Source organism: Phreatobacter aquiterrae (assembly GCF_053471285.1).
The window spans coordinates 21014-46319 of the sequence record NZ_JBJPHW010000018.1 but is presented as its reverse complement, the minus strand read 5'-3'; the positions used below and the strand labels follow the sequence as shown (position 1 = coordinate 46319).

General features: G+C 68.5%; 21 protein-coding genes. 10 read left to right on the top strand and 11 right to left on the bottom strand.

What is annotated here, in order from left to right:
* Positions 1–15 precede the first annotated feature (15 nt).
* Positions 16–2508: a sensor domain-containing protein gene (locus ACJ4V0_RS20435; protein ID WP_448301456.1), complete on the bottom strand. Its 2493-nt coding sequence runs from the start codon at positions 2506–2508 to the stop codon at positions 16–18.
* A 191-nt stretch (positions 2509–2699) separates the two neighbouring features.
* Here ACJ4V0_RS20435 and ACJ4V0_RS20430 point away from each other — a divergent pair, with 191 nt between their 5' ends.
* Complete coding sequence (locus ACJ4V0_RS20430) at positions 2700–3311, top strand: HAD family hydrolase (protein WP_448301455.1); 612 nt, start codon at positions 2700–2702, stop codon at positions 3309–3311.
* On the opposite strand, the gene ACJ4V0_RS20425 is transcribed toward ACJ4V0_RS20430, so the two are convergent.
* From ACJ4V0_RS20425 to rsmI, 5 genes are all read right to left on the bottom strand, one after another.
* Positions 3256–5337 carry an ATP-binding protein gene (locus ACJ4V0_RS20425; protein WP_448301454.1) on the bottom strand — a complete coding sequence of 694 codons (2082 nt, stop codon included), beginning with the start codon at positions 5335–5337 and terminating at the stop codon, positions 3256–3258. The two genes, ACJ4V0_RS20430 and ACJ4V0_RS20425, sit on opposite strands and share 56 nt — an antisense overlap.
* Before the next feature lie 80 nt (positions 5338–5417).
* Positions 5418–6953, bottom strand: a complete 1536-nt coding sequence (locus ACJ4V0_RS20420) for a YifB family Mg chelatase-like AAA ATPase (protein WP_448301453.1) — start codon at positions 6951–6953, stop codon at positions 5418–5420.
* 88 nt (positions 6954–7041) lie between these two features.
* Entirely contained in the window at positions 7042–7983 is a 942-nt protein-coding gene (gene gshB / locus ACJ4V0_RS20415) for a glutathione synthase (RefSeq protein ID WP_448301452.1), read from the bottom strand.
* Between the two features lie 12 nt (positions 7984–7995).
* Positions 7996–8373 (bottom strand): YraN family protein, encoded by a 378-nt coding sequence (locus ACJ4V0_RS20410; protein ID WP_448301451.1) that lies wholly within the window; start codon positions 8371–8373, stop codon positions 7996–7998.
* The gene (gene rsmI, locus ACJ4V0_RS20405; RefSeq protein ID WP_448301450.1) at positions 8370–9281 is read right to left on the bottom strand and encodes a 16S rRNA (cytidine(1402)-2'-O)-methyltransferase; all 912 of its coding nucleotides are present in this window, start codon (positions 9279–9281) and stop codon (positions 8370–8372) included. Before rsmI ends, ACJ4V0_RS20410 begins: the two co-directional genes overlap by 4 nt.
* Before the next feature lie 200 nt (positions 9282–9481).
* Between rsmI and ACJ4V0_RS20400 the strand changes: the two genes are divergently transcribed.
* Positions 9482–10678, top strand: coding sequence for a penicillin-binding protein activator (locus ACJ4V0_RS20400; protein ID WP_448301449.1), 1197 nt, complete (start codon positions 9482–9484; stop codon positions 10676–10678).
* A gap of 82 nt (positions 10679–10760) precedes the next feature.
* On the opposite strand, the gene chrA is transcribed toward ACJ4V0_RS20400, so the two are convergent.
* Together chrA and ACJ4V0_RS20390 are read right to left on the bottom strand one after the other, a co-directional pair.
* Positions 10761–12077: a chromate efflux transporter gene (gene chrA / locus ACJ4V0_RS20395; protein ID WP_448301448.1), complete on the bottom strand. Its 1317-nt coding sequence runs from the start codon at positions 12075–12077 to the stop codon at positions 10761–10763.
* Positions 12074–12889 (bottom strand): chromate resistance protein ChrB domain-containing protein, encoded by an 816-nt coding sequence (locus tag ACJ4V0_RS20390; RefSeq protein WP_448301447.1) that lies wholly within the window; start codon positions 12887–12889, stop codon positions 12074–12076. Before ACJ4V0_RS20390 ends, chrA begins: the two co-directional genes overlap by 4 nt.
* A 211-nt stretch (positions 12890–13100) precedes the next feature.
* On the opposite strand from ACJ4V0_RS20390, the gene ACJ4V0_RS20385 reads away from it, so the two are divergent.
* The 7 genes from ACJ4V0_RS20385 to ACJ4V0_RS20355 all read left to right on the top strand — a co-directional run bounded on the left by ACJ4V0_RS20385 (position 13101) and on the right by ACJ4V0_RS20355 (position 20026).
* Positions 13101–14027, top strand: a complete 927-nt coding sequence (locus ACJ4V0_RS20385; RefSeq protein ID WP_448301446.1) for a DMT family transporter — start codon at positions 13101–13103, stop codon at positions 14025–14027.
* Positions 14028–14145: 118 nt separating this feature from the next.
* Positions 14146–14784, top strand: a complete 639-nt coding sequence (locus ACJ4V0_RS20380; RefSeq protein WP_448301445.1) for a response regulator transcription factor — start codon at positions 14146–14148, stop codon at positions 14782–14784.
* 133 nt (positions 14785–14917) lie between these two features.
* Complete coding sequence (locus ACJ4V0_RS20375; RefSeq protein WP_448301444.1) at positions 14918–15142, top strand: hypothetical protein; 225 nt, start codon at positions 14918–14920, stop codon at positions 15140–15142.
* Between the two features lie 185 nt (positions 15143–15327).
* Positions 15328–16827 (top strand): phosphomannomutase/phosphoglucomutase, encoded by a 1500-nt coding sequence (locus tag ACJ4V0_RS20370; RefSeq protein ID WP_448301443.1) that lies wholly within the window; start codon positions 15328–15330, stop codon positions 16825–16827.
* Positions 16828–16912: 85 nt separating this feature from the next.
* Positions 16913–17191, top strand: a complete 279-nt coding sequence (locus ACJ4V0_RS20365; protein WP_448301442.1) for a hypothetical protein — start codon at positions 16913–16915, stop codon at positions 17189–17191.
* Positions 17192–17333: 142 nt separating this feature from the next.
* On the top strand, positions 17334–18290 hold the full coding sequence (olsB, locus tag ACJ4V0_RS20360) for a l-ornithine N(alpha)-acyltransferase (RefSeq protein ID WP_448301441.1): 957 nt from the start codon (positions 17334–17336) through the stop codon (positions 18288–18290).
* Between the two features lie 86 nt (positions 18291–18376).
* Positions 18377–20026 carry an acyl-CoA synthetase gene (locus ACJ4V0_RS20355; RefSeq protein ID WP_448301440.1) on the top strand — a complete coding sequence of 550 codons (1650 nt, stop codon included), beginning with the start codon at positions 18377–18379 and terminating at the stop codon, positions 20024–20026.
* On the opposite strand, the gene ACJ4V0_RS20350 is transcribed toward ACJ4V0_RS20355, so the two are convergent.
* Positions 20010–20369 carry a hypothetical protein gene (locus ACJ4V0_RS20350; RefSeq protein ID WP_448301439.1) on the bottom strand — a complete coding sequence of 120 codons (360 nt, stop codon included), beginning with the start codon at positions 20367–20369 and terminating at the stop codon, positions 20010–20012. The genes ACJ4V0_RS20355 and ACJ4V0_RS20350 overlap by 17 nt on opposite strands.
* Before the next feature lie 53 nt (positions 20370–20422).
* Entirely contained in the window at positions 20423–21805 is a 1383-nt protein-coding gene (locus tag ACJ4V0_RS20345) for a leucyl aminopeptidase family protein (RefSeq protein ID WP_448301438.1), read from the bottom strand.
* Between the two features lie 165 nt (positions 21806–21970).
* Here ACJ4V0_RS20345 and ACJ4V0_RS20340 point away from each other — a divergent pair, with 165 nt between their 5' ends.
* A complete protein-coding gene (locus tag ACJ4V0_RS20340; RefSeq protein WP_448301437.1) occupies positions 21971–22561 on the top strand; it encodes a cysteine hydrolase family protein in 591 nt (196 codons plus the stop codon).
* Between the two features lie 315 nt (positions 22562–22876).
* Here the strand turns inward: ACJ4V0_RS20340 and pheT are convergent, their stop codons facing one another.
* A complete protein-coding gene (gene pheT / locus ACJ4V0_RS20335) occupies positions 22877–25294 on the bottom strand; it encodes a phenylalanine--tRNA ligase subunit beta (protein WP_448301436.1) in 2418 nt (805 codons plus the stop codon).
* Positions 25295–25306: the final 12 nt, after the last annotated feature.

Here is a 25306-nt window from a genome sequence, read left to right as displayed (position 1 = left end):
AGCCGCCGCCCCCGGTCAGACGCCGACGGGGGCCGCCGCGAAGACGGCCCTCTCCTCAAGAAGCGACCTGACGGTCTGGCCCCGCAGGGTCTCCCGCTCGATTGAGGCGGCGACGACCGGAGCCACATCCGGAACCACCGGGCGCGAGAACACATAGCCCTGGACGATATCGCATCCGAGATCGGCGAGGACGTCGACCTCGGCCGGCCGCTCGGCGCCCTCGGCGATCACGGTCATGCCGAGACCGCGCGACAGGGCGATGATGCCGCCGAGCAGCTTGCGCTTGTCGGGCCGCGTCGCGATCCCGTCCACGAAGGAGCGGTCGACCTTCAGCCGGTCGAAGGGCAGCCGCGTTAGATAGCCCAGCGAGGCATAGCCGGACCCGAAATCGTCGAGCGCGAGGCGCACGCCCAGCGCCGAAAGCGCCGTCAGCGTGCGGCTGATGCGATGCTCGCTCTGGTCGACAAAGAGGCTTTCCGTCAGTTCGAGGCATAGCAGGGTGGGCGGAAACCCGGATTCCGCAAGCACGGCGGAGACCGCTGTCTCGAAATCCATGTTCCAGAACTGCGCCGGCGACACGTTCACGGAGATCGTCCGGGCCGGGAAACCGGCGTCGAGCCAGGCGCGCCCCTGCCGGCAGGATTCGCGCAGGATCCACAGCCCGAGTTCGACGATCAGCCCGCAGCTCTCGGCAACGGGGATGAACTCGCTCGGCGGCACCGGGCCACGCTCCGGGTGGTTCCATCGCAGCAGCGATTCGAAGCCGACGACCTTGCCGCTGCGCAGATCGACCTGCGGCTGGTAGTGCGCATGGAGCGCGTTCTCCTGAACCGCGTGGCGCAGATGCCGGGCGAGATCGTGGCGCTGCTCGACCGCCTGGGCAAAGATGGGCTCGAAGACGATGCTGCGGCTGCGGCCGGCGGCTTTCGCCATGTAGAGCGCGAGGTCCGCATTGCGCATGGCCTGTTCCGTCGAGGTTCCGTCCTCCGGCAGGTTGGCGATCCCCACGGTGGCGCTGACGAAGGCCTCCCCGTTGGCCAGGTCGATCGACCCCGTGATGGCTTCGATCAGGCCCTCCGCAACCCCGGTCAGGTTCTCGCCGGCCGACGACCGCTCGACCAGCACGGCGAATTCGTCGCCGCCGAGCCTCGCGATGAAGGCCGAGGGGCCGAGTTCGCGGCGCAGCACCGCCGCGACCCGGCACAGGAGTTCATCGCCCGCGGCGTGGCCGAGCGAGTCGTTGACCTCCTTGAAGTGATCGAGATCGATCAGCAGAAGCGCCCCGAACCTGTCTTCGAGCAGGGCGCGACCGATCATGTCCGTCAGCGAGCGCTTGAACAGGGCGCGGTTGGCGAGGCCGGTCAGCGGATCGGTGAACGCGAGGTGCTCGAGCTGGCGCTGCACCTGCTTGCGCTCGGTGATGTCCTGAACCGTGCCGACCAGTCCGATGACCTTGCCGTCGCGAAGTTCCGCCTTGCAGTTGACGATGAAATCGCTGACCCGGCCGTCGGCACAGCGGAACCTGAGGTCCGCCGTCGCCGTACCGCCCGATTTCAGCACCTGGCGCTGCATCTCGACCAGGCGGACGGAATCATCCGGTTCGAAATGGGCCAGGACGTTCGCGTGCGACATATCGAAGGTCGCCGGGTCGTAGCCCGCCAGCGCGAACAGCTCCTCGCTCCAGACCACCTGATCGTCGCCCAGCCGGTAGAACCAGGACCCCATACGACCCAGCCGGTGGGCCTCGGCGAGGGCGGCCGTCCGCTGCAGCAACAACTGCTCCGCCTGCCTGAGCGCGGTGATGTCGGAGGCCGTGCCGCGATAACCGATGAAGGCGCCGGATGAGTCGAAGACCGGCTTGCCGCTGCTGCGAAGCGTCTTGATCGTGCCATCGCCTGTCACGATGGAATAGTCGAAGGCGCGAAAGGGCCGGTGAGCGTCGAGATCCGCCTTGTGCTCGCGCATCCGGCTGACGTCTTCGGGAATCAGCGGCAGATCCCATCTGGTCAGACCGAAGCCCGGCACGCCCAGCATCGACCTGGCCCATTCGGAGCCGCGCTCGAGCTGGGAAAAGCGGTGGTCGGTATCGGTCTCCCAGCACCAGTCGGACGCCGTCTCCAGGAAGTCGGCCAGTTGTCTTTCGGCCGCCGCCGAGGAGCGGATGGCCGCGACCTCGTCGGTGACGTCGCGCACGATGCCGGAGACCCTGACGATCCGGCCGGCGGCATCCCGTTCCGCCTCGCCATGGACCGAATAGTCGATGATGCGGCCGTCGGGGTGGCGGTACTGTCCGCGCACCGCATAGGGCTGGCCATCCTCCCAGCACCGGCAGTAGTGCCGGAAGAGGTCCTCCGGCGCCGAACCGAGGTAGCGCGAACGGATCTCCGCAATGGCGATGAGCCCGTCCTCTGCGACAAGGCCGTACATCTCGGTGAGTTCGGGAGAGATCCAGAACGTCCGACTGTCGACGGAATCCGATTGCCAATAGCCCATATGGGCGATGGCCATCGCCCGCCTGAGCAGGTTCGCCTCCCTTGCAGGTGTCACAGGCGGCGATGTGCCGCCGCGCCGTGACTTTGCCTTGTTGCCGGCCATTGGATGCAGACCTGGATTTTCCAGGACGGATTGTCGCTCCGGCGCCTTATCAGATCGTTACGGCTGAGATAGATGCTCCCGGCTCCACCGTACAGAGGTTGCAGATGTCCCGCTTCGCGCCCGTTCCCGTCTTCGATATCGGCCAGGTGCTCCTGCAATGGCAGCCAAGGGCATCGCTGCAACGCCATTTCGAGGATGACGTGGCCATCGACGCCTTCATGGCAGAGGTCGGCTTCATGGACTGGCACACCCGGCAGGATGCTGGCCGGCCCGTCACCGAAGCGGTGGAGGAGCATGCCGCCCGCTTCCCGCATCACGCTGCCGTCTTCGCCGCCTTCTACGACGACTGGCTCCGGTCAGTGCCGGGCGAAGTACCGGGCACGCGGGCCATTTTCGAGGGGCTCGCGGCGCGCGGTCCGGTCTATGGCATCTCCAACTTCTCGCGCGAGCTCTTCGACCGCACCGTGCCGGCCTATCCGTTCCTCGGCGCCTTCGCGGGACTGGTGCTGTCGGGCGATGTCGGCATCAACAAGCCGGACCCGCGCATCTACGCCATCCTCTGCGAAAGGCACGGGCTCGACCCTGCGGCCTGCGTCTTCATCGACGACAGCGAGCGCAACGTGCAGGCCGCCCGCGACTACGGCATGGCCGCGGTTCACTTCACCGACGCGGCTTCGCTTTCCGCTTCGCTGCGCGATCGGGGGCTTGCCTGGTGATCGTCACATACTGATCGATCGCCTCGGCCAGACGATCCCTGTCGAGCGGCTTGGTCAGAAACGAGTCCATCCCGGCGGCGATGGCGGCCGCGCGATCCTCAGCAAAGGCGTTGGCGGTCAGCGCGATGATCGGCAGGCGCCGGCCCTCGCCCTCGCCGGCGCGGATCATCTTGGCGGCGGACAGTCCGTCGCAATCGGGCATCTGCATGTCCATCAGGACGAGGTCGATCCCCGATGCCGGATCGAGGGCGGCGGCGACCGCGGCGCGGCCATCCTTCACCCAGACCGCCCGGTGACCAAGCTTCTCGACCAGCCTGCGGCACAACAGGGCGTTGATGTCGTTGTCTTCCGCGATGAGCACCGTGATCGCAGTTCCTGCTGGCGCCGGCTGGGCCGCCCGGAGGCTTTCGACGACCGGATCCCCGGCGTCCGGCGCGGCCTTCGGGCGCATCTGCAGGAGCAACGAGGCCTCGCGGACCGGCGAGACGAGCCATCCGCCGATGCCCTTTTCACGCCAGGTCGAGACCGCCGAGCGCTCCGAGGGCCTGACGAGCAGAACCGTGCGGCGGACACGACCGCCCAGCACTCCCAGAGCCTCGGCGAGCGTTTCCTCGCCCAGACGAAGATCGAGGATCGCCGTGTCGTAGCGGGCCCCGGCCGGCACCTCCGACAGAACGCAACAGGGTGTCGGCACGGCGCCGCGGGCGGCAAGGCGTCGGGCGAGCCCCTCCCGTTCGATGACCGAGGGCGAAACGATCAGAACGGCAAGGCCGTCAAGCCTCTCGGGATCGGCGGCCGGCTCGGTGGCGACCGTCATCGGCAGGCGCGCAGTGAATGTCGAGCCCTGCTTCGGATCGGTGACGACAGAGAGCGTGCCTCCCATGCGGGCGACGATGCGGCGCGAGATGGCAAGTCCGAGACCGGTCCCCGCGTGACGTCGCGCAAAGGTGGTCTCGCCCTGCTCGAACTCGCCGAAGATGCGGTCGACATCGGCCGGCGCAATGCCCGGACCGGTATCCCGGATGGCGAGGATGAGGTGGCCGCCGTCCCGTTCCGCGGTGACAGACACGCCGCCGGCCTCGGTGAACTTCACGGCATTGCCGGCGAGGTTGAGCAGGACCTGCCTCAGGCGGGTGGCATCGCCGACGAGGCGGAGCGGCACGTCGGGGGCGATCGCCGCCATGATGTCGAGGCCCTTCGCGTGCGCGCGCGGACCGAGTAGCTCGGCGACCCCCTCGACGAGCGGCAGGAGATCGAAGGGCGCGGGATCGAGATCGAGCCGGCCCGCCTCGATCTTGGAGAAGTCGAGGATCTCGTCGATCAGTGTCAGCAGGGCATCCCCGGAGGTCTTCACCGCGTCGGCATAGGCCTTCTGTTCCGGCGTCAGCCGCGTGTCGAGAAGAAGATCGGCCATTCCGAGGATGCCGTTGAGGGGCGTGCGGATCTCGTGGCTGACGGTGGCGAGAAAGCGCGACTTGGCCTCGTTGGCGCTCTCGGCGCGCGCGCTCGACAGGGCCAGGGCCGCTTCGGCGGCCTTGCGGTCGGTGATGTCGCGGCCGACGGACTGCATCTCCTCGCAGCGGCCTTCGGCGTCGCGAATGGGATGGTGGCGCCAGGCGATCCAGCGCAGGCCGGCGGGCGCCGCGATGCACTCGTCGACGCTGCGCGAGCCGTCGGGCTCCTGCCGCTCCTCGGACCGGGTGAGAACCTCGTGCGCCGTGGCGAGGCCGGCGAGGTCGGCCGCCGGGCGGCCGACCAGATCGCCATAGGCGCGATTGGCGAAGGTGATGGTTCCGGCGCGGTCGCGGCGCACGATCAGGTCGCCCTGCGCGTCGATCAGGCCGCGATGGCGTTCCTCGCTCTCGGCGAGTTCGAACACCCGGTCGGTCAGCACCTCGATCGTGTCTTCGAGTGCGGCCGTCTTGCGCAGCAGGGCGCGACGGCCGTGGACGAGATGCAGGAGCACGGCGAGACCGGCTACGCCGAGAGCCGCGAGACCACCCGCAACGAGGGCGAAAGCATCCACGGCAACTCTCCACGCGCGACCGAACGACCAAGCGAGCGTAAAGAGACAGGGTTGACGCCGGGTTACCGAGGGCGTGAGCGTCACGCCGCAGCGCGCACCCGGTCGGTCGCGCCGCGGTAGCTGATCGCCTCGGCCAGATGCAGCCGGCCGATCGTCGCCGTGCCATCCAGGTCGGCGATGGTGCGGGCGAGCTTCAGCACCCGGTGGTAGCCGCGGGCGGTGAGCCGCATCGCCTCCGCCGCGTCCCGCAGCAGGGCGGCGCCTGAGGCATCCGGCGTCGCCACCGCATCGAGCACGGCCGGCGGGGCATGCGCATTGAGCAGCACGGGCACGCCGAGCGCGCGATAGCGCTCGCCCTGCAGCGCTCGCGCCGCGGCGACCCGCAGGGCGATCTCGGCGCTGCCCTCCGCGGGCGCCGGCAGGATGAGGTCGGCGGCCGAGACCGCCGGCACCTCGATCACCATGTCCATACGGTCGATGAGCGGCCCGGAGATCTTCGCCTGGTAATCGGCCATGCAGCGCTCGTTCGGCATGCGCCGGCAGGCGTAGCCGGGTTCGGTGGCGCGTCCGCAGCGGCACGGATTCATGGCGGCGACGAGCTGGAACCGTGCCGGAAAGCTCACCCGCTGGTTGGCCCGGGCAATCACCGCCTCGCCCGTCTCGATCGGTTGCCGCAGGCCATCGAGCACCTGAGGCTGGAACTCCGGCAACTCGTCGAGGAACAGGACGCCGTGATGGGCGAGCGACACCTCGCCCGGCTTGACCCTGAGCCCGCCGCCGATCAGCGCCGCCATGGAGGCGGAATGGTGCGGATTGCGGAAGGGCCGGCGCGTCGTCAGTTGGCCGCCCTCCAGTTCGCCCGCCACGGAATGGATCATCGACACTTCCAGGAGTTCCGAGGGCATCAGCGGCGGCAGGATCGACGGCATCCGGCTCGCCAGCATCGACTTGCTCGAGCCCGGCGGACCGTTCATCAGCAGGGCATGGCCTCCCGCTGCGGCAATCTCCAGCGCCCGCTTGGCGCTCTCCTGCCCCTTGATGTCCTTCAGGTCCGACAGCGCGGCGTCCACCGTGCGGATGCCGGGCTTCGGGCGGGTGAGCACCTGCGTGCCCCTGAAATGATTGGCGAGCTGGACGAGATTGTCCGGCGCCAGCACCTCCACGTCCTCGCCGGCCCAGGCCGCCTCCGGACCGCAGGCCGCGGGACAGATGACGCCGAGGCCGAGCGCATTGGCGGCCATCGCTGCCGGCAGCACACCCGCCACCGGCGTGATCCGCCCGTCGAGCGCCAGTTCCCCGAGCACCTCGAAGCCCCCGAGCGCATCCGCCGGGATGGCGCCGATCGCCGCCATCAGGCCGAGGGCGATCGGCAGGTCGAAATGCGAACCCTCCTTCGGCAGGTCGGCCGGGGCGAGGTTGACGGTGATGCGCTTGCCGGGAAGGGCGAGACCCGAGGCCACCAGCGCCGAGCGCACCCGCTCGCGCGCCTCGCTCACCGCCTTGTCGGGCAGCCCGACGATGTTGAAGACGATCTGCCCGGAGAGGACATGAACCTGCACGTCGACGGGCTTGGCCTCGATGCCCTCGAATGCGACGGTTGCAACGCGCTGCACCATGGTCCACCCCCGCGTGCATTGTGCATGCGGCGGAAGAGGGAACAATAAGGGAACATCCGGATAGGGACCGCTCCGGCGCCCTGACGGCTTAGCGGCGCTTCGCCTCGATCGCGTCCCACACGACGGCGGCAATGTCCGGACCGCCCAGGCGGCGGATGGCGCGGATGCCCGTCGGTGCGGTGACGTTGATCTCGGTGAGGTTGCCGCCGATCACGTCGATCCCCGCGAGGATGATGCCGCGGGCCTTCAACTCCGGGCCAATGGTCTCGCAGATCTCCCGCTCGCGCGCGCTGATCTGCGTCGTCTCCGCCGCCCCGCCGCGCACCATGTTGGAGCGCAGGTCGTCCGCCGCCGGCACGCGGTTCACCGCCCCGGCGAAGACGCCGTCGACGAGGATGATGCGCTTGTCGCCGTCGCGCACCGCCGGCAGGTACTGCTGGATCACCCAGGGCTCGCGTGTCAGCGCCGCGAAGGTGTCGAGGAAGGAGCCGAAATTCTCGTCGCCCTCGCGGATGCGGAAGACGCCGGCGCCGCCGTGGCCATAGAGCGGCTTCATGACGATGTCGCCCATCTCCTTGCGGAAGGCGCGGATGGCGTCGAAGTCGCGTGTCACCAGCGTCTTCGGCATGAGCTGCGGGAACAGGGTGACGAAGATCTTCTCCGGCGCATTGCGCACGCTGGTCGGGTCGTTGACCACCAGCGTCTTCGGGTGAACCCGCTCGAGGAAATGCGTCGCCGTGATGTAGTGCAGGTCGAAGGGCGGATCCTGCCGCATCAGGATGACGTCGAAGCCGTCGAGGCGCACGCGAGCACCCTCGCCCAGCGTGAAGTGGTCGCCTTCCACGTCGCGCACGGCGAGCGGATAGGCGAGCGCAGAGGGTTCGCCGTCGTGCATGGCCAGGCTGTCGGGGTGGTAGTAGGAGACCTCGTGGCCGCGGGCCTGGGCTTCCAGCATCAGCGCGAAGCCGGAATCACCCTTGATCTTGATGGATTCCATCGGGTCGGTCTGGACCGCGACCTTGAGGCGCATGGGGCATTCCTTTCAGACATCCGCGTCGAACGCGCCCTGTATATGGCGCGGCCAGCCGCCGTTCGATACCAGGATCATGTCGTAGCGCATATCACCTCCCGCATGACGGGGATGCCGGGCGAGGAAGACCTCGGCGGCGCGGATGATGCGGCAGCGCTGGGCGGCTGTCAGGGCGATCTCGGCAAGGTCCATCGAGCTGCGGGCCTTCACCTCGACGAAGACAACCGTTCCGCCGCGCCGCGCCACGATGTCGATCTCCGCACCGGGTGCGCGCCAGCGGCGGGCGAGAATGCGATAGCCCTTGGCGAGAAGCAGAAGCATGGCGGCCGTCTCCGCGATCCGCCCGCGACCCCAGGCGGCGCTCCGCCCCGGATCGGCCTCGCGCCTCACCCCGCAACCTTCGCAAGGACGAGCGCGCGCTGATAGACGTCGCGGCGGGGCAGGCCGGTGGCCGTGGCGACAGCAGTGGCGGCATCCTTCACCGAGCCCCTCGCCAGCGCCGTCCTGAGCATGGCGTCCACGTCGTCAGCCTCGGGCGGCGGCTTATCGCCCGGAGGAGCGACGACCAGTACGATCTCGCCCTTCGGCTCGCTTGCTGCCGCATAGTGCGCGGCGAGATCACCGAGGCTGCCGCGCCGCACCTCTTCATGTGCCTTGGTGAGTTCCCGGCAGACGGCCGCCTCACGGTCACCGAGCTCCGCAGCGAGGTCGCCGAGGGAGGCCGCAAGACGCGGCCCGGTCTCGAAGAAGACCAGCGAGCCCGGCACGGCGACGAGGTCCCTCGCCCGGCCGCGGCGGCCGACCGTTTTCGGCGGCAGGAAGCCTGCGAAGAAGAAGGCATCCGTCGGCAGGCCTGCGGCGACCAACGCCGCCATGACGGCGGAGGGCCCAGGTACCGGGATGACGGGGTGGCCGGCCTCGCGCGCCGCCTCCACCAGCTTGAAGCCGGGATCGGAGACGAGCGGCGTTCCGGCATCGGAGACGAGGGCGACCGATTCGCCCGCCGCGAGTCGCGCCAGGAGCTTCGGCCGCATCTCCGCTGCGTTGTGCTCGTGGTAGGGTAAGAGCTTCGTCGAGAGGACGAAGTGATCGACAAGCCGGCGTGTCACCCGTGTGTCCTCGCAGGCGACGACCGAGGCGGCTGCCATGGTCTCGACGGCGCGGATGGTCATGTCGCGCAGATTGCCGATGGGGGTCGCGACCACATGCAGGCCGGGATCCAGCGGACGCGCCAGAAAGCGCTTTCCGCCAAGGACATAGTGCCGGTCGGGTTGCGGCGGCGCGGGGCTATCTGTCATGCTCGGCTCTCTCTCAGGCACATTAGGCGCTGCCGGACCGGCGCGTCCATGCCCGCCGGGCGCGGCCCGCCGCGCGACGCGGACGGGTGCTGTTGCCCTGGGGCCACGCAAAAGCCGCCCTTCCGGTTTGACCTTGCCCCCGGCAGGGGGCTATTCCGGTGCACGGGCGGGGCGTTCAGGGCATGTGGAGGCATTCGGACATGGCGGGAACGGCGAAACGGGGCGGCACTGCCGCCGGCGGGACGACGCTGCGCGGGCTCCTCATCGGCGCCGCGGCCCTAGCTCTTGCGGCCTGCTCGGGCGCCAATGTCTCGGGTCCCGGCCCAGCCCTCGGTCCCATTCCCGGCGCGACACCGGCGCCCTCCGGTTCCACCATCGGCACCGGTTCGGTGAAGATTGCGCTGCTGCTGCCCCTGTCGGCGGGTGGCGCCGCCGGCAACACAGCGACCGTTCTGCGCAACGCCGCCGAGATGGCGGTGGCCGAATTCCAGGGCCCCGACATCACCATTCTCGTCAAGGACGATGGCGGCACGGCTCAGGGCGCCGCCGCCGCTTCCCAGGCCGCGATCCAGGAGGGCGCCGAGCTCATCCTCGGGCCGCTCTTGGCCGAGTCCGTGCGCGGTGCGGCCTCCGTCGCCCGCCCGGCCGGAAAGCCGATGATCGCCTTTTCGACCGATACCAGCGTGGCGACGCGCGGCGTCTATCTGATGAGCTTCACACCGCAGAACACAGTGGACCGCATCGTCCAGCACGCCGCCCAGACCGGCAAGCGCTCCTATGCCGCCTTCGTGCCCGACTCCGCCTTCGGACAGGTCGTGCAGGGCGCCTTCCAGGAAGCGGTCAGCCGCTCCGGCGGCCGCGTCGTGGCCATCGAGAAGTTTCCGCTCGAGCCGACCGGCGTGACCGCCGCAGCCGCGCGCCTGTCCGGCATTGCCGGCCAGATCGACGCCATCTTCGTGCCCGACCCCTATGACGGCGCCGCGATCCGCGCCCTGTCGGCCGCCGGCATCGACACCCGCCGCGTTCAGGTCCTCGGCGTCGGCCCCTGGGTCGGCAACCGCGGCGCGGCCCAGGCCGCCCCGACAGCGCTCTATGCAGCGCCCGACGAGGCCGGCTTCCAGAGCTTTGCCGGCCGCTACCGCGCCCGCTTCAACCAGGACCCGGCGCGTATCGCCTCGCTGACCTACGACTCGGTGTCGCTGATCGCGGCGCTGGTTCGCACGCAGGGATCGCAGCGCTTCTCCGAGACCATCCTCACCAACTCCTCGGGCTTCAACGGTGTCGACGGCCTGTTCCGGTTCCGCGCCGACGGCACGCCGCAGCGAGGCCTCGCCATCATCCAGGCGGGTGGCCGCGTCGTCAGCCCGGCGCCGCGCACCTTCTCCGGCGGCTCGTAAGACGAGGACGCGCCTGATCGCGAAACGACCTATGAACGGAAGGCCGGCCTTTGCGCCGGCCTTTTCCGTGGAGCGTCAAGAATCAGCCCAGGGTGAGCTTCACCGCGACGCCAAGAGCCGCCATCGTGCCGATCAGCGGCAGCAATCCAAGCTTGACCCGGAAGGCCAGAACGAAGGCCACGGCCGCAAGCACCGCCGCCTTCCAGTCGAGAGCCCACGGATCGAAGGTCGGCAGGCTCAGCGGACCAAGGGACAGGCTGCCGACCCTGCCGAAGAAGACGTGCAGGGCGAACCAGATGGCGAGGTAGAGGATCACGCCGACGACCGCGGCGGTGATGCCCTTCAGCGCTCCAGCGAGAAGGCGATTGTGCCGCAGGTCCTCGACGAAGGGCGCCCCGGCGAAGATGAAGAGGAACGACGGCGCAAAGGTGACCCACGTGGTCATCGCCGCGCCGAGGACGGCCGCGACCATCGGCGTGAAGGGCTCGGGCATGCGCCAGGCCGCGAGGAAGCCGACAAACTGGGTGACGAGGATCGTCGGCCCCGGTTTGGTCTCCGCAAGACCGAGGCCGTCCGCCATTTCCGCTGCCGTCACCCAGCCTTTCTGTTCAACGGCGGCCTGCGCCAGCCAGACCAGCAGCGCGTAGGCGCCGCCGAAGGTGACGACGGCCAGTTGCGAGAAGAACAGTCCGATCTGGGTGAGGATATGGGACGGCCCGAGCAGCAACGCAGCGAGCAGAACCGGCGCCCACCATAGACCGCCCCAAATCGCCGTATTGGCGAGCAGGGCGGCGAAGCGACCCGGCGCCCGCACGGGCACCGGTTCGGCATCGGGTGCGGCGGGCAGCAGCAGCGCGCCGCAGGCCGCCGCCGCGACGACGATCAGCGGGTAGGGAACCTTGAACAGAAGGATGGCCAGGAACGACCCGGCGATCACTGCCTTCAGCACGGGGGAATCGCCGACACGCTTCGACATTTTGATCACCGCCTGGACGACGATGACCAGGACCGCGGCCTTGATTCCGAAGAAGATGCCGTCGACCACGAGTACCCCTCGCGCCGTGACGTAGAGCATGGACAGGGCGAGGACGATCAGTGCGCCCGGCAGCACGAAGAGGAGGCCTGCTGTCAGCCCACCGCGCACGCCGTGCAGCATCCAGCCGATATAGGTGGCGAGTTGCTGCGCCTCCGGGCCCGGCAGCAGGGTGCAGTAGTTCAGCGCATGCAGGAAGCGCTTCTCGTCCAGCCACTTCTTCTCCTCGACGATGATCGTGTGCAGCATGGCGATCTGGCCGGCTGCGCCGCCGAACGAGAGGAAGCCGACCTTTATCCACACGGCTAGGGCCTCCGAGAAGGAAACGGCCGCGTGATCGGTCCGGGAATGATCGATGACGGTCATGCGCGATGCGTCCAGCTGTGGGCTTCCGAACGGGCCCGGGTGATCCATGCGAAAAGCCCATCGAGGATGACAAATCCATGACGAAGCATCTGCGCGTCATCGTCATAGGCCAGAGCGGACAGGCCGAGAGACACCGCGAGATAGCCGGCCGCCTGAGGGCTCGCCGCCAGATTGTCCGTATCGGCGGCCCTGACGATCGTCGCCAGCGCCGCGAGTGGCGCGAAGCGGCCGAGGTCGAGTGCCTCCAGCAGCGTGTCAAAGGAGCAGCGTGGCCCATCATGCTCAATAGGCGCGCCGGGCGTGTCGAAAGCGATGCCGCCGACATCCGTCGCGACGGCCAGGACCTGATCAGGATCGACGAAGAGGAACGAGGCCGAGGGGTCGACGAAGCGGCGTATCAGCCAGGGACAGGCGACGCGATCGATCTTCGGCCGCCGCCGCGTCACCCAGACGCGGCCTGGTCCGCCCCAGCGGTCGGCGCTGGCGCGCGGCAGCATCGGATGGCCGGCAGCGGCGAAGGCGAGCGTTCCACCTTCGAGCACACGGGCGGCGACCCCCATGGCCCGCAGTTCGGCAGCCGTCCGCTGGCTGCGGTTGTGACCGGCTTTGCAGGCGACCACGACCGGACGCGAGGCATCGATCAGCCGCGCCACGGCCGCGCCAGACGGATCGTCGGTCCAGCGCGTCGCCGGCAGCTCCGGCTGCACGGCCCTGACCGATGCCGCGCGAACATCGATGACCTGCGGCCAGGACGGCGTGCCGAGCCGGGCGGCGAGATGGTCGGGAGAGATGAAGAAGGATCGATCGGACAAGCAAACCTCCACCGCAGAGCGGTCCGGAGGCGGTGCTTGGGCGGAGAATAGACCCGCCTGGCGGGGCGACCGCCGTCTGCCCCGATGTGCGGAGAGTGTCACCCGACGGGGCGCGCGGCAAGTCCCGCACGGCTCCCATGCGGCGGCAACGGGACGCTCGCCCCCAAATCAGCTAGGTCTGCATCCGATACGGATCCGCGAGCGGGTGACCATGGAAGAGGCCGCAGGCCAATCAGGTGTAGCGACCGGGGCCTCCAGGGAGGCCGCTGCCGCGCGGGCGCGCCTGAAGGGCATCGGCCTGATGTGCGGGGCGCTCGCCTGTTTCGCCTGCCTTGATGCTCTCGCCAAATGGCTGGGCACGTCGATGGATCCGATGCAGGTGGTCTGGACGCGCTACTGTTCTGCCCTGGTGATGGTGCTCATCATCTTCAACCCGCTGCGCAACCCCGGCGTCTTCGTCACGCGCAGGCCCTGGATCCAGTCAATCCGCTCGGCGCTTCTGTTCGGCTCGACCGCCTTCAACTTCATCGCGCTCCAGTACCTCCAGCTCGACCAGACCGTGTCGATCATGTTCGCGACGCCGTTCATCGTCGCCATCCTCTCCGGTCCCTTCCTCGGCGAGTGGATCGGCCGGCGGCGCTGGGCCGCTGTCATCCTCGGGTTCCTCGGCGTGCTGGTCGTCACCCAGCCCTGGGCCGGCTCCATGCACTGGGCCATGTTGCTCACCTTTGCCGGAGCCTGCGTCTATGCAGTCTACAACCTGCTGACCCGCATGCTCGCCGGTCATGACTCGGCGGCGACGACCTCGATCTATTCGGTCGCCTTCGGCGCGGTGGTCGCCACGGTCCTCGTGCCCATGGTGTGGACGACGCCGACCAGCCTCGGCGTCGTCGTCGGCATGATCGCCATCGGCGCCTTCGGAGCCTTCGGCCACTGGCTGTTGATCGTCGCCCACGGCTATGCCTCGGCGGGGATCCTGGCGCCGTTCATCTACACCCAGATCGTCTGGATGACCGCCCTCGGCTGGCTGGTCTTCGCCCAGGTCCCGGCCGCCAACACGCTCGCAGGGGCGGCGATCGTCATCGCATCCGGCCTCTATCTCCTCTATCGCGAGCGCGTCGTCGCCCGGCAGGGTTGATGCCCGCAGGTGTGGCAATCTGTCGCATAGGGTATCCTCCGTTCACGACGGACACTTCCCCCTGACGTTGGGTCCAGGTGGCCCGGCGGTGTCGAGGCAGCCGCGGGGGATAGCGGTTATGCGGACGGAAGCGGTGAGGTCCGGCGACCTCTTCATCGTCGACGACGACGCGGCGGTCCGCGACAGCCTGGGCCTCGTCTTCGAGCAGGCGGGCTACCGCGTGACCTCCTTCACCGACGGCACAGCCCTGCTGATTGCCCTCCAGCAACGCCACCCCGATGCGATGCTGCTCGACTTCTGCCTTCCCGGTTCAAACGGCCTCGAACTGCTTCGCCAGATTGCGATGCGACGGTTCGAAGGGCCCGTCGTCATGATGTCCGGTCGGGCCGACATTCCCATGGCCGTCGCCGTCATCCAGGCCGGCGCCGCCGATCTCGTGGAGAAGCCCGTCGACGCCGACAAGGTGGTCCGCCAGGTCGGCCAGGCCCTTGCCACCTATGCCCGCCGCAGCGCCGAGCGCTCCGACCCCGTGTCGGCCCTGGGCCCCGGCGGCGCGAGCCTGCTCACGCCGCGCGAGCGCGACGTTCTGCAGGAACTCGTGCGCGGCGCCTCCAACAAGGAGGCCGGCCGCAGCCTCGGCATCAGCCCGCGCACCATCGAGGTGCATCGGGCGCGCATCATGGAAAAGCTCGGCGCCCGGAATGCCGCCGACCTCGTCCGCGTCATCTACGACGAGCGGCGCCACGACGCCCGCTGACCGGCATCGTACGCGGGCTGCCCGGTGTGCCGATATTGCAGTGCCTGACAGGACGACGGCTCGACATGGCGCGCGGCGGCGGAGCCATGGAGGTGAGTTGCGTCGACATCCCATGCGACTCGCGAGGCCCGTCATGTCCGAAGAGCCCGTCCTCTACGCCCGCCTGCAGGGGGACGTGCTGGAGATCGTCACCGACCGGCTGACGCTGCGCTCGTCCACCGGCTCGCTCGTCCCGATCGAGGATCACGTGCGGCAGGTCTTCGTCCGCGCCGCGGAAATCCGCATCATGACGGTGGAGGAGGCGCCCTGGGTCCTCTCGCGCCATGTCATCGCACCGCCCCTGCAGCGGGCGGCCTGACAGGGCGGCGGCCCCCCGCCGCCAGCGGCCAGCTTGCTAGGGTGAACCAGGCAACCGGGGGAACCCTGGCGCTCATCGGGCGTTCATCCCTGTCGTGCCAAGCCATGGCTTGCGGCATGGGCATGTCCCGGCCGCAACGGTATAAGCGCACCCTCCCGCGCATGTCGACAGAGGCGTTCTCCCGCATGTTTCCGAAGCCGCTCGCCAGCCTGAAACCCAACACCGCCGCCTATGAGTCCCTGCCGATGGTCAAGCCGACGGGCTTCAGGGAATACGATGCGCGCTGGTTCTTCGGCGAGGAACTCAATCTGATGGGCGTGCAGGCCGTCGGCATGGGCCTCGGCACGCTGATCGGCCGCATGGGCGTGAAGCGCGAGATCGTCGTCGGCCACGATTTCCGCGGCTATTCGTCCTCCATCAAGATGGCGCTGGTCACCGGGCTGATGGCCGCCGGCTGCAAGGTGCGCGATATCGGGCTCTGCATGTCGCCGATGGCCTATTTCGCCCAGTTCGAACTCGACGTTCCCTGCGTCGCCATGGTCACGGCCAGCCATAACGACAATGGCTGGACCGGCGTGAAGATGGGCGCCCAACGCCCGGTCACTTTCGGCCCCGACGAGATGGGCGCCTTGAAAGAGATCGTCCTCGACGCCGATTTCGACCTGATCGGTGGCGGCTCCTACCTCTTCGTCGAGGATTTCGCCGCCCGCTACATCCGCGACCTCACCAGCCGCCCGAAGGTGACGCGCAAGCTGCGCGTCATCGCCGCCTGCGGCAACGGCACGGCGGGCGCCTTCGCGCCGCAGATCCTCGAGAAGCTCGGGGTCGAGGTCATCCCGCTCGACGCGGAGCTCGACCATTCCTTCCCGCGCTACAACCCGAACCCCGAAGACATGAAGATGCTCCATGCCATGGCGGTGGCCGTGAAGGAGCACGGCGCCGACGTGGCGCTGGGCTTCGACGGGGACGGCGACCGCTGCGGCGTCGTCGACAACCACGGCGAGGAGATCTTCGCCGACAAGATCGGCGTGATGCTGGCCCGCGACCTCTGCAAGGTCCACGGTCCCTCGCAGTTCGTCGTCGACGTGAAGTCCACCGGCCTGTTCGAATCCGATCCCGAACTGAAGCGGCTCGGGGCGACGACCGACTACTGGAAGACCGGCCACTCCTACATCAAACGTCGGGTGCGCGACCTCAATGCCCTCGCCGGCTTCGAGAAGTCCGGCCACTTCTTTTTCAACGCCCCGATCGGCCGCGGCTATGACGACGGCCTCGTCACCGCCATCGCCGTCATCGACATGCTCGACCGCAACCCCGACAAGTCGATGGCCGATCTTTACGCCGAAGTGCCGAAGACCTGGGGCTCGCCGACGATGTCGCCGAAATGCGCCGACGAGATCAAGTACGAGGTGGTCGACCGCGTCGTGAAGCGCTTCCAGGACATGCAGGAGCAGGGCGCGACGGTCGCAGGTTCGCCGATCACCTCGCTCGTCACCGTCAACGGCGTCCGCGTCGGAACGGCGGACGGCACCTGGGGTCTGGTGCGCGCCTCGTCCAACAAGCCCGAACTCGTCGTGGTGGTGGAAAGCCCGGCCTCGGAGGAGCGCATGCGCGCCATGTTCCACGCGGTGGACGCGGTGCTGCGCGAGAACCCGGAAGTCGGCGTCTACAACCAGACAATCTGAACGGCATCCTTCCGTTTGACGTCAGGTCTTCACCGGTCGTTAACCATGTGATGCGAGCTTTGCGACAGGTCCGAGGGGGTCAGTCGTGAAGCTCGTTTCCGTCAGCCAGAACATGCAGCGCCCGAACGGGCTCTCGGAGCTTGAGATCCTGCGGTCGGTCACCGCCGGCTTCGCCGCCTTCGGCAGCGCCGTGCGCGTCAGCGCCATTTCGGACGCCCAGAAGTCGAAGGTGCTGGCCGAACTGGCGGAAGCCTCGAACCGCATGATGGACGCGACCAACGCCTATCTCTTCGCGCTCGGCGAGGCCCACAAGGCCATGGATGCCGCTGCCGCTCGCGCTCCCCAGTTGAAGATTGCCGACTAACGGCCAGGTGGTGCGCCGGCTGCAGCGCCGCCGCGTCACCGATCCGTCGCGCTCCCGTCATCGCACTGTCGACCGGATGCGGCACCACGCCTCCTGACGCGATGACCGACGATTCGGCTAGAATCGCGCGAGGGGGTCCTCCATGACCGAGCCGGTCGCCAACATCGTCAATCCCTTCTCCCGTCACTTCAATCCGGCGCTGTGGGCCGACCAGGGCCGCCGGATCATCCCGATGATGCGCGCCTATGGCGGCATCCGTCAGCGTGAGGCGCGGTCAGCCCTGCCGCAGACCCTCGGCCGGCTCGGAACCCTCGAGGTGCGCCTCGCCGCCAACGCGGCCGAGGTGCGTCGTGCCCAGAAACTGCGCTGGCGTGTCTTCTACGAGGAGATGCAGGCCATTGCCGACGGCGCCTCGCGCCTCGCCCGCCGCGACATCGACGCATTCGACGCCATCTGCGACCATCTCGTCGTCATCGACCACGCCGTGACCGAGCGCCCGCCCTTCGGTGCCCCGCGGCCGGCCATCGTCGGCACCTACCGCCTGCTGCGGCAGGAGGTGGCGGACCGGCATGGCGGCTTCTACACCTCGGGCGAGTTCGACCTGTCCGGTCTGCTCGCGCGCCACAAGGGCAAGCGCTTCCTCGAGGTCGGGCGCTCCTGCGTGCTGCCGGCCTATCGCAACAAGCGGACGGTGGAACTGCTCTGGCACGGCATCTGGAGCTATGTGCTCACCCATCGCATCGACGTCATGTTCGGCTGCGCCAGCCTGGAGGGAACCGATCCGCGGCGCCTGTCGCTGGAACTGTCGTTCCTGCATCACCACGCGCGGCCGCCGGCGGAATGGGCGGCCTCCGCCCTGCCCTCCCGCCACGTCGCCATGGGCCGCCTGTCGCAGGACGCCATCGACATGAAGAAGGCGCTGCACGCGCTGCCGCCGCTCATCAAGGGCTATCTCCGGCTCGGCGCCTATGTGGGAGACGGCGCGGTGGTGGACCGGCAGTTCAACACGACGGACGTGCTGATCGTTCTCCCGGTCTCGGCCATCAGCCCGCGCTATATCGGCCATTTCGGCGCGACCGCCGAGCGGCACGCGGCGTGACGCATCCCGGCCCTGCCGTCCGGGGGACTTAACCGCTGGTGTCACGGTGCTATCGTTCCACCCAAGAACGATAGGAAACGCCTGCCATGTCCGATGCCCCTGCCCTCGGCCCCCGCCTTGCTGCCGATGGATCGGTGATCCCCGCGCCGATGAGCCGGCGCGTGATGAACCTCGCCGATCTCCTGCACGGCGCGGCCCGCCGCCTGCCCGACCGCCCCGGCCTCGTCTGGCGCGACACCATCTGGACCTGGAAGGACATGGCCGAGCGGGTCGATGCGGCGGCCATCGCGCTCGCCGCACGCGGCATCGCCAAGGGCGACCGCGTCGTCTGCCAGTCGCGCAACGGCAATGCCATGTTCGAGGCGATGTTCGCGGTCTGGACCATCGGCGCCATCTGGGTGCCGACGAACTTCCGCAACACGCCGCATGAAGTCGCCTACATCGCCCAGGCCGCGCGAGCGAAGGCGATGATCTGCGAAAGCATCTTCGCGGGCCACGCCGCGGCCGTGAAAGAGGCCGACGCCGATCTCGCCCTGACCATTTCCATCGGCGATGCCGATTTCGCCGCCGTGGAATGGGAGGGCCTCGTCGCCGAGGGGCGGTCCCGCGGCGCCACCTGTCCCGTCGCCGCCGTCGACTATGACGACCCCTGCTGGTTCTTTTTCACCTCGGGCACGACAGGCCGGCCCAAGGCCGCCGTGCTCACCCACGGCCAGATGGGCTTCGTCGTCACCAACCACCTCGCCGACCTGGTGCCGGGTACAACCGAGCACGACGCCTCGCTCGTGGTGGCGCCGCTCTCGCACGGCGCCGGCATCCATCAACTGACCCAGGTGGCACGCGGCGCGCGGACGATCCTCCTGTCCTCGGAGCGGCTGGACTGCGAGGAGGCCTTCCGCCTCATCGAGCAGCACCACGTGACCAACATGTTCACGGTGCCGACCATCCTCACCATGCTCGCCGGACACGAGGCCGCGGACCGGCATGACCATTCGAGCCTTAAGCACGTCATCTACGCCGGCTCGCCCATGTACCGCGCCGACCAGCAGATGGCCCTCGCCCGCCTCGGCAAGTGCATCGTGCAATATTTCGGCCTCGGCGAGGTGACCGGCAACATCACCGTCTTCCCGACCCGGGAGCACGACATGGACGACGCGGTGCAGGGACGCATCGGTACCTGCGGCTTCCCGCGCACCGCCATGGACGTGCGCATCCTCGACGATCCCGGGCTGGAGCTCGCGCCTTTCGAAACCGGAGAAATCTGCGTCGCGGGCCCCGCCGTCTTCGCCGGCTATTTCGACAATCCGGAGGCCAATGCGAAATCCTTCCGCAACGGCTTCTTCCGCACCGGCGATCTCGGCCACAAGGACAAGGACGGCTACGTCTACATCACCGGCCGTGCCTCCGACATGTACATATCCGGTGGCTCCAACGTCTATCCGCGCGAGATCGAGGAGGTGATCCTCACCCATCCGGCGGTCGCCGAGGTGGCGGTTCTCGGGGTTCCCGACCGGCGCTGGGGTGAGGCCGGCGTCGCCGTGCTGGTGGCCCGGCAGGGCGCGAGCGTCGCCGAGGGCGACATCCTGAGGCATCTCGACGGCAAGCTCTCCCGCTACAAGATGCCCCGCCAGGTCTTCGTCTGGGAGGAATTGCCGAAGTCGGGCTACGGCAAGGTGCCGAAGAAGCTCATCCGCGAGATGCTGATCGAGCGGGGCGAGGTCAGCGCGGAGGGGTGAAGGAACTCACCTCGACCGCACGTGCCACAATTTTCCCGCCAAGCCCGCTGATCGGAATGAGTTCGAGCTCGACGAGAGCTGAAGCAACCCAGCCTGGTGGGCTGCCGCTTGGCACGAGCGGTCCACCCACCTCGCGAAGGGTGAGTGCATCCAGGACGTTCGGGTTGTCAAAACGCGAGAGCTGGAGATCGGCGACGTCGGAGAAGCGAAATTCGATATGCAGGTGCTTAGAGGCCTCTGGGGCCACCATTGACAGGACGACGCGACACGAGGGTGCCGTCAGTTCAACAGAGACGACCGTCGCGTCGCCGAAGTTGGGTTCGCCGCCGAGCTGTCGCAGCAAGTCAGACCCGCCGGGCACTGAAGACCAAGGGATCGACGAGGCCGCCATTTCGCTCACCCAAACCGCGCCTTCAGCACCTCGAAGAGCGCGCGCGACGCCTGCATCTCACCGCCCACGGGCCGGCCGGGCTTCTCGGACGGCACCCAGCCATAGACGTCGGCATGCAGCCAGATCGCCGCCTTCTCGACGAAGCGGTCGAGATAGAGCGCTGCCGTGATCGACCCGGCGAAGCCGCCGGTGGTGACGTTGTTGAGATCGGCGATCTTGCTGTCGAGGCCGCTGGCATAGGGCTTCCACAACGGCAGCCGCCAGACGGGATCACCCACCGCAAGGCCGGCAGCCATCAGCTCTGCCGCCAGCGCATCGTCATGGGTATAGACCGGCGGCAGGTCGGGCCCGAGCGCCACCCGCGCCGCGCCGGTCATCGTGGCGAAGTCGGCGATGAGAGCGGGCGCCTCCTCGTCGGCCAGGGTGAGTGCGTCGCAGAGGACGAGTCGCCCTTCGGCATCGGTATTGCCGATCTCGACGGTGAGGCCCTTGCGCGTGGGAAAGACGTCGCCGGGCCGGAAGGCGGCGCCCGAGACGGCGTTCTCCACCGCCGGCACGAGCAGGCGCAAACGCACCGGTAATTTCGCCGCCATGATCATGTGGGCAAGGCCGATGGCCGCCGCAGCCCCGCCCATGTCCTTCTTCATCAGCAGCATGGCGGAGGAGGGTTTGAGGTCGAGGCCCCCTGTGTCGAAGCAGACCCCCTTGCCGACAAGCGTCACCTTCGGGTGCTTCTCGTTGCCCCAGACGAGATCGATCAGCCGGGGCTCGCGCGGAGAGGCCGCGCCGACCGCATGGATCATCGGGAAGTTCTGTTTGAGCAGGTCGATGCCGACGATGGACGTCACCTTGGCGCGATGACGCTTGCCCATGTCGCGGATGGCGGCTTCCAGTTCTGCCGGACCGAGATCGTTTGCCGGCGTGTTGATCAGGTCGCGGGCGAGTTCGGTCGCATCGGCTGCTTGGCTCACGGCCTCGCCATCGACGCCTTCCGGCACGACCAACAGCGCCGGCTTGATGGAGGACGCCTTGTAGCGGGCGAAGCGGTATTGCCCGGTGATCCAGGCCAGCGCCGCCCGTGTCGCATCACCCGGATCATTGGCGAAGCGGTAGAGACCCGGCGGCACCTGCCCCGGCAGCTTGCCGGCGAGCAGCGGATCGCGGTGGGCGGCATCCTCCGCCTCGATTCCGAACAGCACGGCGGCGATGGCGCCCTTGGCGTCCGGAACCACGACGGCGCGGCCCGCCTTGGGCTCGTAGCCCATCGCGTCCAGATAGGCCTGCTGCGGCGGCTTCAGCTTCATCTTCGCCGGGCCGTAGGTCTTCGCCGTGACGAAGGTGATCGGAATGGCTCCGGTCGTGCCGGCAGGTCTCAACAGGGAATGCATGGGCGGCTTTCGACGGCGGGGGATGGAATGTCAGGCTAGAGCCTGCACACCGGCTCTGTCACCCCGCGCTTGCCGTGCATGGAGGGGGCGCGCGCGTCATGGTTTACGTCCGGCGCATCCTGCTTTCATATGCGCGCCCGCGCTGAATGCCGATGAGGACACGCCATGAGCACTCCGAAGACTCTGCTTGAACTGGCCGGCCGCAAGCCGGCGCCGCCGCCGCTCGCCGAGAGCATCCTCATCCTCATCGACATCCAGAACGAGTATCTCGACGGCCCCATCGCCCTGCCCGGCGCCAAGGCAGCGGTGGACCAGGCAGCCGACCTGCTGGCGCGCGCCCGCAAGGCCGGGGCGAAGGTGATCCACGTCGCCCACAAGGGCGGTAAGGGCTCGCTCTTCGATCGCGAGGCGCATCGCGGCGCCATCGTCGACGCGGTCGCTCCCGTCGCCGGCGAGGCGGTGATCGAGAAGCCGCGGCCGAATTCCTTCTCGGGCACCAATCTCGCCGAGGTGGTGGGAACTCCCGGCGCACCGCTGATCATGATCGGCTTCATGACCCACATGTGCGTCTCGTCCACCGCCCGCGCCGCGCTCGACCTCGGTTACCAGACGGCTATCGCGGCCGATGCCTGCGCCACCCGCGACCTGCCGACGCCGGCCGGCGGCGTGATCAGTGCGGCAAGCCTGCACGAGGCGGAGCTTGCGGCGCTGGCCGACCGGTTCGCGGGCGTGTTCAGGGCGAGCGAGATCGTTTAAAGCGGCGCTCTCCCGCTCTGCACTGACGCCGTGCGTCCTTCGAGGCGCGCCTCCGGACGATGCTGTCGCATCGCCGGGGCTCGCACCTCAGGATGAGGAGGTTGGATATCTGCATCGCGGTGGATCGACGCTCAGCCGGGAGGCGGCCGCTCGGTCGCCCGTCGTGCAACCCTCAACCCACCTCATCCTGAGGTGCGAGCGCGCGCAGCGCGGGAGCCTCGAAGGACGCACTCCGGTCATGCAAGGCATTTCGGGACTGCCCGGCATAGCGCCCCGCCGGCCGCCGACGGGGCATGTGCCGCCTGAGCCGTCAACTCACGCCCTCAGCGTGCCGCCGGTCTTCTTCGTCACCTCGGCGACGATCTTCGCCGCCACCGCTTCGATCTCGGCGTCGGTGAGCGTCTTGTCCTTCGGCTGCAGCGTCACGGCGATGGCGACCGACTTCTTCGCCTCGTCGATGCCCTTGCCCTCATAGACGTCGAAGACCTGAACGCCGCTGATCAACTGCCTGTCGACGCCCTGCGCCGCCTTGGCGAGGTCGCCCGCCTTCACCGCCCGGTCCACGAGGAAAGCGAAGTCGCGTTCCACCGGCTGGAAGGACGAGAGGACGAGCGGCGGCTTGGTGCGCGTCGGACGGACCTTGGGCGGCGGCAGCTTGTCGAGCAGGACCTCGAAGGCCAGCACCGGCCCCTTCACGTCGAGCGCCTCCAGCACGCGCGGGTGCAACTCGCCGAAGGAGCCGAAGACCGTCTGCGGCCCCATCTGGAAGGTGCCGGAGCGGCCGGGATGGAACCAGGCGGGTCCGCCCTGCACCACCTGGATGCCCGCCATCGGCGCGCCCACCGCAGCCAGCACCGCCATGGCGTCGGCCTTGATGTCATACACGTCTGCGACCGCCGATCCCTGCCAGTGCCGGCCGGCGCCGGCCGGCTTCGCCAGTCCGCGGCGGATGCCGGAAGCGGCCATGAACTGGTCCTCGGGCCGGTCGCCCCTGAACACCTGGCCGACCTCGAACAACGCCACGTCGCCATAGCCACGGTCGGCATTGCGCTGGGCCGCGGAGGCGAGCCCGACGAGGAGGGTGGGCCGCATGTCGGAGAGGTCGGAGGCGATGGGGTTTGCCAGCGCCAGCGCCGGCTGGCCGCCGCCGAAAAGCTCGGCCTGCGCCCTGGAGATGAAGCTCCAGGTCACCGCCTCGACCATGCCGCGGCCGGCCAGCGTGCGCTTGGCCATGCGGGTGCGCTTCTGGATCAGGGTGAGCACCGGCTTCGGCACCGTGCCGCCGCGGTCGAGCGGGGTCGAGGGCACGCGATCGACGCCGGCGATGCGCATGACCTCTTCGGTGAGATCGGCCTTTCCGTGAACATCCGGCCGCCAGGACGGCGGCGACACCTTCACCATCGGCCCGTTGCCGGAAATGTCGAAGCCGAGGGCCTCGAGGATGCGCTTCTGCTCGCGGTCCGAAACCTCAAGGCCAGTCAGCCGCTTGGTCTCGGACAGCGGGAAGTTGATGACCGCGCCGGTTTCCGGGATCGCGCCGGCCAACGTCACCTCGGAGGGCTTGCCGCCGCACATGTCCATGACCAGCTTCGTCGCCAGCTCAACGCCGGAGAGCGTGAAGTTCGGGTCGACGCCGCGCTCGAAGCGGTAGCGCGCATCGGTGACGATGCCGAGGTTGCGGCCCGTGCGGGCGATGTCCATCGGGTCCCACAGGGCCGATTCGATCAGCACGTCGGTGGTCGTCTCGTCGCAACCCGAATGCTCGCCGCCCATCACGCCGGCGATGGATTCCACGCCGTTTTCGTCGGCGATGACCGTCTCGTTGCCGGTGAAGCCATAGACGCGGCCGTCGAGGCCGAGGACGGTTTCGCCCGCCTTCGACCGGCGCACGACCAGCGTGCCGGCGACCTTTTTCGCGTCGAAGACGTGCAGCGGACGGCCACGATCGAAGGTGACGTAATTGGTGACGTCGACCAGCGCATTGATGGGCCTGAGGCCGATGGCCTTCAGCCGCCGCTGCATCCACTCCGGCGAAGGGCCGTTCTTCACGCCGCGCACGAGGCGGAGCGCGAAGGCCGGGCAGAACTTCTCCTCGCCCTTGGCGAAGGCGAGGTCCACCTTCTGCGGGTTGGGAAAGGTGCCCTTCACCTGCTGGACGACGTCGGACCTCAGCCTGCCGAGTCCTGCCGCGGCGAGATCGCGGGCGATGCCGTGGATCGACGTGCAGTCCGGCCGGTTTGGCGTCAGGTTGATCTCGATGACAGGATCGGAGAGCTGCGCCCAGTCGACATAGCGCGCGCCCAGCGGCGCATCTTCGGGCAGATCGATGATGCCGTCATGGTCCTCGGAGATCTCGAGTTCCGCCGCCGAGCACAGCATGCCGCGGCTCTCGACGCCGCGGATGGTGCCGACCCCGAGCGTGATGCCCTTCCCGGGAATGAAGGTGCCGGGCGGCGAGAACACCGACTTCATGCCGGTGCGGGCGTTCGGCGCGCCGCAGACGACCTGCACGGGATCGCCCGCGCCTGTATCGACCATGCACACCCTGAGCCGGTCGGCATTCGGGTGCTGCTCCGCCGAGATGACATAGGCGATGGTGAAATCCTTCAGCTTCGCGCCGGGATCGTCCATACCCTCGACCTCGAGGCCGATGCGGGTGAGCGTTTCGGTGATCTCGGCGAGGGAAGCCTCGGTCTCGAGATGGTCCTTGAGCCAGGAGAGGGTGAATTTCATCGGATGTCTCTC